The organism is Paenibacillus sp. strain BS8-2 (assembly GCF_054483835.1).
Genome location: NZ_CM137010.1, coordinates 5,807,157 through 5,820,423, shown reverse-complemented (window position 1 = coordinate 5,820,423; position 13,267 = coordinate 5,807,157). Strand labels below are relative to the sequence as shown.

Sequence of the window (13,267 nt, the reverse complement as noted above, 5' to 3'; positions counted from 1 at the left end):
GTATACATAGTACTACAAATGATGAGTTGTACAAAGTTAAGCAGGCCATTTTCCATTGGGGAGGAATTATAATCATGGTTCAAAAAAGATGGATTCGCCATACCGCATTCACGGCTGTTCTCGTATTACCGGTACTGACCGCAGGCTGTGGGTTGTTCTCGCAGCAGACAAGCAAGTCGATTGATCCGCCGCCGTCTCAAGTCGAGGAAACAGAAGGCGAGCCGACCGGACAGGTTTCTCCTGACGGACAAGCGGGAGGCACTAGCCTTACGGTATATCTGAAAGACCGCAACGGCTATTTGGCGCCGGTCTCGATCCCGCTTACTTATGGTGAAGATGAGCTGCCGGGGCAAAGAGCATTAGAGATCATGGTGGATGGGGGCACGTATGCATCCATATTGCCAGAGGACTTCCGTGCTTTGATCCCGCAAGGGACACAAATTCAGTCGTATACGTATGACAAAGAGCAACGAATCGCAAAAGTAGATTTCTCCGAGCCGTTTGTCAATTACAACGCAGCGGACGAGCGTGATATCGTCGAAGCGATCACATGGACGCTAACGGCAATGAGCGGCGTCGAAGGCGTTGAGCTGTCCGTACAGGGAGAACCGCTTACCGAGATGCCGGTGGCAAATTACCCGATCGACGGCAAGCTTACGCGGGCAATCGGTATCAATATCGAAGCGGCGGATGGCGTTGATATCGCCAACTCGTCGCCAGTCACACTTTATTTCTCGTCAGAAACGATGAACGAAGAACCGTATTACGTCCCAGTCACTCGACTAATCTCCCGTTCGGACTCTCCTGCGTTAGCGGCGATGGACGAATTGATTGCGGGTCCTTTGGACAAAAAATCGCTGAACAGCGTCTTGTTGCCAGATGTTGAAGTATCGAGTATCGAGGAGAAGGATGGTGTCGTAATCGTCGATCTCGAGGATTCGGCTTACGAGACAGGACATCAGCTGCCGGCAGAAATGCTGGAAGCCGTCGTACTTTCCATAACAGAAACAACTGGTGAATCGCTCGTTCAAATCCGAATCAACAGCGACAGTGAGCTGATCGATTCTAACAACACGGATTACAGCGTCCCGGTAGGTAGACCTCATCACGTTAACGCTTTGAAATCGTAACATAAGCAATCGCAGTAAGGGCGGACACCGCGGCAACGCGGGTTCGTCCTTTCTTGCATTGCAGTTGTAAGATGCAATTGCACGGCTACTTTGTTAAAATAGGAACGACCCTAACGACACGGTCGGAGACGGAAAACAGTTCAGGAGGCATACATATGATAAGAAATGACGGTCGGCAACCGAATGAGCTTCGTTCGGTCACGATAACGGCAAATGTAAATAAACATGCAGAAGGTTCGGTTATGATTGAATTCGGCGATACGAAGGTCATCTGTACCGCAAGCGTTGAGGAACGTGTGCCGCCCTTTATGAAAGGGCAGGGCAAGGGCTGGATTAACGCAGAATACGCCATGCTGCCGCGTGCGACGCATTCCCGCAACCAGCGCGAATCGGCGAAAGGCAAGCTGACGGGCCGGACAATGGAGATCCAGCGCCTGATCGGGAGAGCACTACGATCCGTTGTTGACTTGCAAGCGCTGGGCGAACGGACGATTACACTCGACTGTGATGTCATCCAGGCCGATGGCGGCACCAGAACCACATCGATTACGGGCGCCTTTGTCGCATTGGCGATCGCATTAGACAAGTTGTCCGCGAATACTAATTTCACCAAATTCCCGATCCGGGATTTCCTTGCATCCGTTAGCGTTGGCATTGTGGGAGACAAGGCGCTGCTCGATCTGAATTACGAAGAGGATTCCAAAGCGAAGGTCGACATGAACGTGGTGATGACGGGCAATGGACGTTTCGTGGAGGTGCAGGGGACAGGTGAGGAAGCCACGTTCTCTCGCGAAGAGTTGAACGAGCTGTTGGCGCTTGCCGAGGGCGGCATCAATGAGCTGTTCGCCAAGCAGCGCGAGGCCCTCGGACATATCGCGGATAGAATCGGAGGGTAAATCCATGGCTGACAATGAACATGCCGTTGGTGCCGAGGCAGCCCTTACAAGTCAAGTCATCGTAGTCGCAACCAAGAATAACGGCAAGGTCAAGGAATTTGCGCATGCGCTGGACAAGCTTGGCAAGGCGGTAGTCAGCCTGCATGACTATCCGGAGATTCCGGATATCGTGGAGGACGGCGACACGTTTGCGGCCAATGCCCGCATTAAGGCCAAGACGACCGGCGATGCGCTCGGCGTGCCGGCGCTTGCGGATGATTCGGGTTTACGGGTTGAAGCGTTAGGTGGAGAGCCAGGCGTATATTCTGCCAGATATGCAGGAGAAGGCGCATCGGATCAGGATAACAACGACAAGCTGATCCGAGAATTATTGGCAGCGGGCGCAACGTGCTCGGAAGAAACGCTGGTTGACGGCTCAAGGCAATTAAGCAAAGCGCAATTTGTCTGCGCGCTAGCGTTGTACGATCCATCGACCGGCGAATTCGTAGAAGCGGAAGGAACTGTAGACGGAGTCATCACGGATCGAGCGCATGGCGACGGCGGTTTCGGTTACGATCCGCTATTCTGGCTGCCGCAGCTTGGCAGAGGGATGGCGGAGCTGACCAAGGAAGAGAAGGGGCAGATCAGCCATAGAGGCGAGGCGTTGACCAAACTTCTGCCGCTTCTAATGAAGCAACGTTAATCTAGCCTTGCAACATTACTAAATGAAGGACGGCCCAACCGGGCCGTCCTTCTGCATATCTATAGACTAACCAACGCTTATCTTGTATTGCTTCAGCCACAAATTGACCTGATAGAGGTACGCGAACAGCTGCGGGCCAGACATGAGCTGACCAAACCATGGAATGTTGGATTTGGCCGAGTCTGATTCTGCCAGTGCTCGAACCTTCTTCACATCGATAAGCGGAAGCAGAGGAGAGTTCGGATCGTTCAACACATCGAGCAGCAGCCCTTTGACAGCTGTCAAGTAATTTGGATTATGCGTCTTGGGATAAGGACTTTTCTTGCGATACAGCACATCGTCAGGCAGAACGCCATGCAGCGATTTGCGCAGAATGCCCTTCTCGCGGTCTCCCGCCGTCTTGATTTCCCAAGGGATATTCCACACGTATTCCACCAATCGATGATCGCAGAACGGAACGCGCACCTCAAGCCCTGCCGCCATGCTCATCCTGTCCTTACGATCCAGGAGCGTCGGCATGAAACGTGTAATATTGAGGTAGGACATCCGTCTCATGCGGCTTGTCATTTCATCCTCACCTATTAACTTTGGCACCTCGGCAACTGCATCCGCATAGCGGTCGGTGATATATTCTTGAGGTTTGATCCAGGCTGCTACCTCAGGCGACAGCAGATCGGCTCTCATCGCTGTAGCGAGCGACCAAGGGAAGGTATCGGCTTTCAGCGCTTCTTCGCGGTGGAACCAAGGGTATCCGCCAAAAATCTCGTCTGCGGCTTCGCCAGACAGTGCGACGGTAGCGCCTTTCTTGATCTCGCGGCAGAACAGCAGAAGGGAGGCGTCTACATCCGCCATACCGGGCAAATCGCGAGCGAGCGTAGCATCTCTCAGCGCATCGACAAGCTCAGGTGTATCGAATTGAATAGGATGATGAATCGTCCCGAGATGAGAGGTCATCCGCTCGATCCAAGGCGCGTCGCTGTTGGGCTGGAAGGCATGCGCCTTAAAATGTTTGTCATTGTCGCGGTAATCGACGGAATAGGTATGCACGTTGCCTTGGTTATTCTCGTCATAATATTTGACCGCAAGTGTCGTGAGCGCGCTGGAATCCAGTCCGCCCGACAATAACGTACAGACGGGCACATCCGATACGAGCTGGCGTTCCACGGTGTCTTTCAGCAACTCGCCGACATGCTGGGCCGTTTCATCGACGGATTGTTCATGGGCGGTGCTGCGCAGCTGCCAATACGTGATCGTCTTGATCCCGGATCGGTTGACGACCATACATTGCCCCGGCTTCAGCTCGCTGAGATTTTTGTAGATGCCCTGACCAGGCGTGCGGGCTGGTCCCATAACAAAGATTTCGGCCAAACCTTCGGCACCAACCTCGGCTTTTACCGCAGAATGCTCCAGAATACATTTCGGCTCGGAGCCGAACAGAAATAAGCCGTTATACTTGCTGATGAATAACGGTTTGACGCCAAGACGATCTCGCGCGAGAAAAAGTTCTTGCGCCGTTACATCCCAAATCGCAAAAGCAAAAATACCATTAAACCGCTCGACGCAGGAGCGGCCCCATTCCATAAAGGCGACTAGCAGCACTTCGGTATCGCAAGTCGTCGTAAAATCCCGTCCCCTGCTCTGCAGCTCTCTTCGCAGCTCCGGAGCGTTATAGAGCTCTCCATTGTAGACGACAATGTATTGATCGTCACCTGTATACCTAATCATCGGCTGGGCGCCGTTCTCGGGATCGATCACAGACAATCGGCGATGCCCAAGCGCACAGTGAGCCGATATCCACGAGCCGGCAGCATCGGGACCGCGCGGTGCGAGCGTATCGGTCATGCGCTCTAGATTCGCGCTCTCGCGGGTTAAGTCACTGTTCCAATCAATCCAGCCGGTTATTCCGCACATGTATCTCATTCCTCTCTTTGCTGGACTCCAATAGCGATAATAACAGTTATATGCAGAAAAAAGGGATAAAATGTCTGTCCACGGGGGGAAGCTAGAGGGGCATCTTCCGGCCTTGAACCGGAAACAGATAGTAACTGGAGCGGAGGTGAAGAGGAGGATGAAAGGACAACATGAGCAATGGAGCGAGGATGAGGGTCAGCGCCAGCATTATTACGTATCGGTCCAGGCAGGGCAAATATTAAGTGATTCTGAGTCAGCGGCGTACGAGCTCGATATCATGGCGAATGATAAGGAAGTGAGTCGACTGCAGGAGCTGTTCGAAGAACTGTCGAGCATGGCAGAGGCGGATATTGCTTTCTTCGCAAGGCCGGTCGGGAAAACAGATCATGACGAAACGATCAATGGCGCCAGCGACGAAATCATTACACGAATCTATCGTTTGTTGTATGAGTGCGGTACAGAACAGACGCGCAGTCACATTGATTCGATGGGTCTTCTGTAGCCTGGGATGCTTCACGTTGCGGTAATCGGCGTTAGCCGATTACCAGCGTATATAAAATACTTATACGTCTTGCTGCCGCACCGGTGCAGCACGTGCCCAACGTATGTAAAAAACTACATCCATTGCGCCGCACCGGTGCAGCACGACATGGATGGCGGCATATATATGCAAAAAAATCCCCGCACGCCTAGAGATTAAAGGCGTGCGGGGATTTTTATTTATGTTCAATTGGATGCCAATGCATAGTAATGGCGTCCCAGGAGGGATTCGAACCCCCGACAACTCGCTTAGAAGGCGAGTGCTCTATCCGACTGAGCTACTGGGACACTGTTTGATACTATATCATGAGGTTAGATGGTTTTGCAAGTCAAAAAATGGCGAATCGCAAAAAAACTTTGTCGGAGAATAGAGATGGAATAAATGTCGAACAGTTGTTTTGTACTTATGTATTCGCGTGGTATAATCGAACGCAAGATTATTCGAACATGTGAAGAGCATGCCTAAAAGGCGGTGTTATCATTACGACTTCTGGGGATTCGCATACGGAAGGCAAAGACAATGTTTATTTATTTCCCAGCATGCTGGATCAATATCAGATTTCATTGACTCGAATGCTGGAGGCAGAGCAGTATCGGGAAGCGAAGGAGCTTCTCCGTTTTCTTGTCCAATGCCAAGGGCAGGAGAAACGTCACTATGAGGAATGGACCAACCTGCTGAGCTGGCTGGAAATGGCATTCCCGCTTGGTGAGGATGCACCAGAGCATTACGAAAGCACGGACGAATCCGAAGATGAGGAGACGCTGCGTGCAGAACTGCTGAAGCCGCCTGTTCAGGACGAGGCGTACATCAGCCAGCTCCTGTACATCATGCGTAATCATCCCATGCTGGACCAGCAGCTTCTGGCGCTGGAACGCGCAACTTACATCGAGGCACCTGGCATCGATACAGCTATTCTGGACTGGGTGAGTGAAGCGGAGCTTCACCCCATTCTGCAATTCAAGGCCTTGCAATGTTTGAAGCGTCGAGGGCAGACTGGTACGATCTTGTTAAGAAGACTTGACGAAGCGGTCGAGCTCGAGATTGAAGCGACGCCGTTGTCGCTGGATGATTTCCCAGAGCCCGTTATTCAAATATTGGAACGGACGATTGCGGTAGCTGAAGTAGATGACCCTACTCTGCCACATTTTGCCACGGAGTTGTGGAAGGAAAGCTTGCAATTTCTGTACGGTACAGCAGCCTATGGATGGATGTTGAGAGACGATGACGAGACGGTGGATTGTTTCGCGGCGGCGCTGCATCTCACGCTGCACCTGACGGTTTACGGCTCGGCCAATGATGACGATATACGTGATACATACGGCATTTCGGACAACCTCAGATTTCGATACGAACAAGCTTGTCGCACGCTTCGGGGCATTGCGATGCTGCTGCAGGCGGGCGGGGACGAACATCAGCCTTGAAATGCATGACCAACTTTGTATATAATAGAGTGGTTTATGTAACGTGAAAACTATTGATGCATGCGCATTTTTGGAGGGGAAGGCATAAAATGAAAGCAACTTGGGAAAAAATAGACAAGAACATCGTGTCGATCGATGTTGAGGTAGGAGCGGATAAGGTATCCGGCGCTCTGGATCAAGCCTTTAAGAAAGTGGCGGCGAAGGTTAACGTACCTGGCTTCCGCAAAGGCAAAGTGCCACGGGGCATCTTCGAATCCCGTTTCGGCGTAGAAAGCCTGTATCAAGACGCAATCGACATCCTTCTGCCGGAAGCGTACACGGCTGCCGTTCAAGAGAACGAGCTTCAGCCTGTAGACCGTCCGGAGATCGACGTTACGCAATTCGCTAAAGGACAAGCTTTCAAGTTCATCGCGAAAGTAACGGTTAAACCTGAAGTTACACTTGGTGAGTACAAAGGCCTCGAAATCGAAGCTGTAAGCTCCGAAGTAACGGAAGAAGAAGTAGCGGCTGAGCTTGAGCGTCTGCAACAACGCCATGCTGAACTGACTGTCGTTGAAGAAGGCGCTGCAGAGAACGGTGATATCAGCGTAATCGACTTTGACGGTTATGTTGACGGCGAGCAATTCGAAGGCGGCTTCAGCGAGCGTTATTCTTTGGAGCTGGGTTCGAACTCCTTTATCCCAGGTTTCGAAGAGCAAGTTGTTGGTATGCAGCTAGGCGACTTCAAAGACGTAGAAGTGACATTCCCTGAGGAATACCATGCTGAGCATCTGGCTGGCAAACCAGCCGTGTTCAAAGTGAAGCTTCACGAGCTTAAGCGCAAAGCGCTTCCAGCGCTTGACGACGAGTTCGCCAAAGATGTTAGCGAATTCGACACGCTCGAAGAATACAAACAAGATCTGAAAGCCAAGCTTCTTGAGCGCAAGGAGAAAGAAGCGGATCAAGCTCGCGAAGTTGCTGTCGTAGACAAAGCAACTGCTGCTGCAGAAGTGGAAATTCCTGATGCGATGATCGTTACCGAAACCGACTACATGGTGAAGGATTTCGAGAACCGTCTGCGTATGCAAGGCATGAACATGGATCTGTACTACCAGTTCTCCGGACAGAACGAAGAAGCGCTTCGCGGTCAAATGCGTTCCGACGCTGAGAAACGCGTTCGCAACAACCTTGTGCTTGAAGCGATTGCAAGTGCAGAAGGTTTCGAAGCGGGCGAAGAGGAATTGGTTGCTGAGCTTGAGAACCTGTCCAAGCAATACAACCGTCCTGCAGAAGAGCTGCGCGACATCTTCGAGAAAAACGGCAATATCAGCAACCTGCAAGAAGACATCTTGCTTCGCAAAACAATCAAGTTCTTGCTCGACAACAGCAAAACTGCTTAAGAACGAGACTTACGAGACTTTTGAAGGTCCGTTTCTCGGCATCGAGAAGATTGCATAACATACGGCCAGCTTTGCTGGCCGACATAGAAGAATATGATTGACCGAGGATAAGGCGCGTGCATGTAACGTGCCTTATTTTCACCCTACATATGATTTGCTGGATTGGCGACGATCCGTGAAGGAAGCGTACATATCGCGCGTTAGGCGCCGTATACTGTAGTAGCCCGCAAAAATGACAATGCATTACTTAACGTGTTACAATAAGGAAGCGTTAAAGTCCAAAACGAAAAGAGGTTGGTCGCATGAACCTGGTACCGATTGTAGTCGAACAGACGAATCGCGGAGAGAGGTCTTATGACATCTATTCCCGATTGCTGAAGGATCGCATTATATTCCTTGGAAGTGCCATTGATGACGATGTCGCGAATTCCATCATCGCTCAGCTGCTGTTTCTGGCGGCCGACGATCCAGAGAAGGACATCCATTTGTACATCAACTCTCCGGGCGGTTCTGTAACCGCGGGAATGGGAATATACGATACGATGCAGTATATCAAGCCTGAAGTATCGACGATATGCATGGGCATGGCAGCAAGCATGGGCTCTCTTCTATTGACTGCTGGCGCCAAGGGCAAACGTTTCGCATTGCCTAATGCCGAGGTCATGATCCATCAGCCGTTAGGCGGAGTAAGAGGTCAAGCAACCGACATTAAGATTCATGCCGACTGGATTCTTAAGACCAAGCAGAAGCTGAATCAAATATATGTCGATCGTACAGGACAACCTTATGACAAGATCGATCGGGATACTGACCGCGATTACTTCATGAGTGCAGAAGAAGCACTTAATTATGGATTGATCGACAAAGTCATTACGACGCCGCTCGGATAACATTACGATTGAAGGGGTGAATACATGTTCAAATTCAATGATGAAAAAGGTCAATTGAAATGTTCGTTCTGCGGCAAATCGCAGGACCAGGTCCGTAAGCTGGTTGCTGGTCCTGGCGTCTATATATGCGATGAGTGTATCGAATTGTGCACGGAAATCGTAGAAGAGGAACTCGGCAACGACGAGGAACTGGATCTGAAGGATATCCCGAAACCGCGTGATATTCGGAACATCCTGGATTCTTATGTCATTGGTCAAGACTTCGCCAAGAAGTCATTGTCCGTAGCGGTATACAATCATTACAAGCGGATTAATTCCGGCAGTAAGATTGAGGACGTTGAACTGCAGAAATCCAACATTCTATTGCTGGGTCCTACAGGCTCTGGTAAAACATTGCTTGCTCAGACGATGGCCAAAATTTTGAACGTGCCATTCGCCATTGCCGACGCTACTTCCTTAACAGAAGCAGGTTACGTAGGCGAAGATGTTGAGAACATTCTGCTCAAGCTGATTCAAGCTGCTGATTACGATGTGGAGAAGGCCGAGCGCGGCATTATCTACATCGACGAAATCGATAAGGTAGCACGCAAGTCGGAGAATCCGTCCATTACGCGTGACGTATCGGGCGAAGGCGTACAGCAAGCGCTGCTCAAAATTTTGGAAGGTACGGTTGCTTCCGTTCCACCGCAAGGCGGACGCAAACATCCGCATCAAGAATTTATCCAAATCGACACAACCAACATTCTGTTCATCTGCGGCGGCGCGTTCGACGGGCTGGAGCAGTTGATTAAACGTCGGATTGGCAAGAAGGTCATCGGCTTTAACTCCGCTGGAGACACAACAAAAGATCTGAAGCCAGGTGAATATCTCGGTATGGTGCTGCCTGAGGATCTGTTGAAATTCGGTTTGATTCCGGAGTTTGTCGGTCGACTTCCTGTTATTTCTACGCTGGAGCCGCTCGACGAGCCTGCGCTCGTACGGATTCTTTCCGAACCGAAAAACGCTCTAGTGAAGCAGTACCAGAAGCTGCTGGAGATGGACAATGTGAAGCTGGACTTTGAGCCGGCGGCACTGGATGCCATCGCCAAAGAAGCGATCAAACGTAATACGGGTGCTCGCGGATTGCGTGCGATCATCGAGGGGATTATGCTCGATGTTATGTACGAGGTTCCTTCTCGTGACGACGTGAACACTTGCCTCATTACGGAGAAGTCTGTGCAGGATAAGATCATGCCGGAGTTGTCCACGAAGAAAGGCAAGAAAAAGGAAGAAAGCGCCTAATACGGACAACGTAACTCCACCCTGTGGCATGCGGATTAACGCTTGCTGCAGGGTGGACTTTGACGTTTTTGTTACCTTTGCGTGTTGCGAGTCGTAGTAGGGAGAGTGTGTTCCATCATGGAATATCGGACGCATGAGAGGGAGAGATAACGTATGTATAAGCGCCAGGATACAGTTCCGGTGAAAGTCGGCGATCTGACGATCGGCGGCAGCAACGAAGTCATCATACAGAGCATGTGTACAACGAAGACGGCAGATGTGGAAGCTACAGTTGCCGAAATTCTTCGTCTGGAGGAAGCAGGCTGCCAGATCGTCCGCGTTACCGTTAACAACAAGGAAGCGGCCGAAGCGATCAAGGAAATCAAGAAACGTATTCATATTCCGCTTGTTGCGGACATTCATTTTGACTATAGACTTGCACTTGCTGCAATCGAGAACGGTATAGATAAGGTTAGGATCAATCCCGGTAACATTGGGCGCCGTGAAAAAGTCGAGGCCGTTGTCAAAGCTTGCAAAGAACGCGGCATTCCGATTCGAATTGGCGTAAATGCAGGTTCGCTCGAAAATCATCTGTTAGAGAAATATGGATATCCAACTCCGGAAGCCATGGTGGAGAGCGCTTTGTTCCACATCGGTATCTTGGAGGAGCTGGATTTCCATGACATAATCGTCTCGCTCAAAGCTTCTGATGTGCCTATGGCAATCGCGGCTTACAGTATGGCGGCCGAAGTTATCAAATATCCGCTTCACCTGGGTATTACAGAAGCTGGTACGCTTCATACGGGTACAATCAAGAGCTCAGCCGGCATTGGAGCGCTACTGGCGCTTGGTATCGGCAACACAGTTCGTATCAGCTTAAGCGCCGACCCTGTAGAAGAGGTGAAGGTTGCTCGCGAGCTTCTCAAGACCTTCGGACTCATTACTAATGCAGCGACACTGGTTTCATGTCCAACATGCGGAAGGCTCGACATTGACTTGTTCTCCATCGCTAACGAGGTGGAGGACTACATCTCCAAAATAAAAGTGCCGATCAAAGTTTCTGTGTTAGGCTGTGCGGTTAATGGTCCTGGCGAGGCACGTGAAGCGGATATCGGCATTGCCGGTGCTCGCGGAGAAGGTATGTTGTTCCGTTATGGAGAGATGATTCGCAAGGTGCCTGAGGCGGAGCTGTTGAGTGAATTAAAGAAAGAAATCGACCATATCGTGAGTGTATACGAAGCGACCGGTGAAATTCCCGGCCGCAAAAATCACGCCCACGCATAGCGGTAGAAGGAAGAGGTTTCTCACGTTGCAGTCCCGGACTGCGGGGGCCTCTTCTTTTTTATGACGTCATCGCGATTATTCCTGTTTCCAAGCGGCAATACTGACAGAATACGGTTGGTATGAAAGGAGCGGGAATGGATATGAGTTTAAATTTGGTATTGATGTTGATTCAAGTATTTTTTGCCGTGGTAATTGGATTATACTTCTGGAATTTGCTGCGCAACCAGAAGACGAACCGTTCGGCGGTTGATAGAGAGTCGAAGAAGGAGATGGATAAGCTCAGGAAGCTTCGTTCGATCTCACTTACAAAGCCGCTGGCTGAGAAGACGCGCCCACAGACGATGGATGATATCATCGGACAGAAGGATGGGCTTCGCGCGCTCAAGGCGGCACTCTGCAGCGCCAATCCGCAGCATGTCATTATCTATGGGCCTCCAGGCGTTGGCAAGACTGCAGCAGCCCGTGTCGTGTTAGAGGAAGCGAAAAAAAATCCGACCTCGCCTTTTTTGACCGAAGCTAGATTCACGGAGATCGATGCGACCACGGCTAGATTTGACGAGCGTGGAATCGCAGATCCGTTAATCGGATCCGTTCATGACCCTATCTATCAAGGCGCAGGGGCTATGGGAGTTGCTGGCATTCCGCAGCCCAAGCCAGGTGCTGTGACCAAAGCGCATGGCGGGATTTTGTTCATTGACGAAATAGGGGAATTGCATCCAGTGCAGATGAATAAATTGTTAAAGGTGCTAGAGGATCGGAAGGTCTTTCTTGAGAGTGCGTATTATCATTCCGAGGATGCTAATATCCCCCTTTACATCCATGATATCTTTCAGAATGGCTTGCCCGCTGACTTCCGGCTAGTCGGAGCAACTACCCGTTCTCCTCAAGAGATTCCGCCTGCGATTCGTTCGCGCTGCATGGAGGTGTATTTCCGTCCGCTGCTTGCAGACGAAATTGCGCAGGTTGCAGAGAACGCGGTCAAGAAGATCGGGTTCGCGCCTTGTCCGGATGCGATTGACGTTGTGAAGCGTTACGCGACGAATGGCCGTGAAGCCGTTAACGTGATTCAACTAGCGGCGGGAGTTGCGTTATCGGAGAAACGTGAGGTTATCTCTGCGGGCGATATCGAGTGGGTGGTCAATAGCAGTCAAATTCCACCGCGCCCGGATCGCAAGGTGCCGCAGCAGCCTCAGGTCGGTTTCGTGAATGGGCTAGCGGTTTATGGACCGAATATGGGCACGCTGTTGGAAATTGAAGTAAGCGCCATTCCGGCCGCTAAAGGGAAAGGCAACTTTAATATTACCGGAGTCGTTGATGAAGAAGAGCTTGGAGGCGGTTCGCGCACGCTCAGAAGAAAAAGCATGGCGAAGGGTTCCGTAGAGAATGTGCTGACGGTGCTGCGCAGGACGGGGCTTAATCCTCAAGATTTCGACCTGCATATTAACTTTCCAGGCGGTACGCCAATCGATGGTCCTTCTGCTGGCATTGCTATGGCGACGGCGATCACCTCTGCGATACGCGGACTGCCGATCGATAACAAGCTGGCGATGACTGGCGAGGTCGGCATTCATGGCAATGTGAAGCCTGTAGGCGGTGTTCTGGCTAAGGTAGAGGCCGCGTTCCAAGCTGGAGCCGTGGTGGTGATCATTCCGAAGGAAAATTGGCAAGCAATCTTTGCTGATCTGAATGGTCTTCGAGTGATCCCTGTAGAACGCGTCGAAGAAGTGTTCAGGCACGTCTTTCCGGAGATGGATATGGCGCGCGAAGAGAAGGAAGTACCCGTTTTGAACGAATTATTTGTACCAACTAGCGTACCTTATTTGCAGGCGGATTCCGCGGAATGATAAAATGAGGTATACGCTTTAGAAAATGG

Annotated in this window: 11 protein-coding genes and 1 tRNA gene; 10 read left to right on the top strand and 2 right to left on the bottom strand. The window is 51.0% G+C overall.

What is annotated here, in order from left to right:
• Positions 1 to 74: 74 nt before the first annotated feature.
• The 3 genes from ACX1C1_RS25160 (at position 75) to rdgB (ending at position 2,708) form a co-directional block, all read left to right on the top strand.
• The gene (locus ACX1C1_RS25160; RefSeq protein WP_458954853.1) at positions 75 to 1,130 is read left to right on the top strand and encodes a GerMN domain-containing protein; all 1,056 of its coding nucleotides are present in this window, start codon (positions 75 to 77) and stop codon (positions 1,128 to 1,130) included.
• A 155-nt stretch (positions 1,131 to 1,285) separates the two neighbouring features.
• On the top strand, positions 1,286 to 2,026 hold the full coding sequence (gene rph, locus ACX1C1_RS25155) for a ribonuclease PH (protein ID WP_458954852.1): 741 nt from the start codon (positions 1,286 to 1,288) through the stop codon (positions 2,024 to 2,026).
• Between the two features lie 4 nt (positions 2,027 to 2,030).
• A complete protein-coding gene (gene rdgB, locus ACX1C1_RS25150; protein WP_458954851.1) occupies positions 2,031 to 2,708 on the top strand; it encodes an RdgB/HAM1 family non-canonical purine NTP pyrophosphatase in 678 nt (225 codons plus the stop codon).
• A gap of 66 nt (positions 2,709 to 2,774) precedes the next feature.
• Here rdgB and asnB read toward each other — a convergent pair whose 3' ends face one another.
• On the bottom strand, positions 2,775 to 4,619 hold the full coding sequence (gene asnB, locus ACX1C1_RS25145; protein ID WP_458954850.1) for an asparagine synthase (glutamine-hydrolyzing): 1,845 nt from the start codon (positions 4,617 to 4,619) through the stop codon (positions 2,775 to 2,777).
• A gap of 157 nt (positions 4,620 to 4,776) precedes the next feature.
• Here asnB and ACX1C1_RS25140 point away from each other — a divergent pair, with 157 nt between their 5' ends.
• Positions 4,777 to 5,121, top strand: a complete 345-nt coding sequence (locus ACX1C1_RS25140; protein ID WP_458954849.1) for a hypothetical protein — start codon at positions 4,777 to 4,779, stop codon at positions 5,119 to 5,121.
• Between the two features lie 249 nt (positions 5,122 to 5,370).
• Here ACX1C1_RS25140 and ACX1C1_RS25135 read toward each other — a convergent pair.
• Positions 5,371 to 5,447 (bottom strand) — tRNA-Arg (locus tag ACX1C1_RS25135).
• A gap of 285 nt (positions 5,448 to 5,732) precedes the next feature.
• On the opposite strand from ACX1C1_RS25135, the gene ACX1C1_RS25130 reads away from it, so the two are divergent.
• From ACX1C1_RS25130 to lonB, 6 genes are all read left to right on the top strand, one after another.
• A complete protein-coding gene (locus ACX1C1_RS25130) occupies positions 5,733 to 6,581 on the top strand; it encodes a hypothetical protein (RefSeq protein ID WP_458957794.1) in 849 nt (282 codons plus the stop codon).
• An 89-nt stretch (positions 6,582 to 6,670) separates the two neighbouring features.
• The gene (gene tig / locus ACX1C1_RS25125; protein WP_458954848.1) at positions 6,671 to 7,960 is read left to right on the top strand and encodes a trigger factor; all 1,290 of its coding nucleotides are present in this window, start codon (positions 6,671 to 6,673) and stop codon (positions 7,958 to 7,960) included.
• A 302-nt stretch (positions 7,961 to 8,262) separates the two neighbouring features.
• On the top strand, positions 8,263 to 8,850 hold the full coding sequence (gene clpP, locus ACX1C1_RS25120) for an ATP-dependent Clp endopeptidase proteolytic subunit ClpP (protein WP_458954847.1): 588 nt from the start codon (positions 8,263 to 8,265) through the stop codon (positions 8,848 to 8,850).
• A gap of 24 nt (positions 8,851 to 8,874) precedes the next feature.
• Entirely contained in the window at positions 8,875 to 10,131 is a 1,257-nt protein-coding gene (gene clpX / locus ACX1C1_RS25115) for an ATP-dependent protease ATP-binding subunit ClpX (protein ID WP_458954846.1), read from the top strand.
• Between the two features lie 153 nt (positions 10,132 to 10,284).
• Positions 10,285 to 11,394 (top strand): flavodoxin-dependent (E)-4-hydroxy-3-methylbut-2-enyl-diphosphate synthase, encoded by a 1,110-nt coding sequence (ispG, locus tag ACX1C1_RS25110; RefSeq protein ID WP_458954845.1) that lies wholly within the window; start codon positions 10,285 to 10,287, stop codon positions 11,392 to 11,394.
• Between the two features lie 140 nt (positions 11,395 to 11,534).
• Entirely contained in the window at positions 11,535 to 13,238 is a 1,704-nt protein-coding gene (gene lonB / locus ACX1C1_RS25105; RefSeq protein WP_458954844.1) for an ATP-dependent protease LonB, read from the top strand.
• Positions 13,239 to 13,267: the final 29 nt, after the last annotated feature.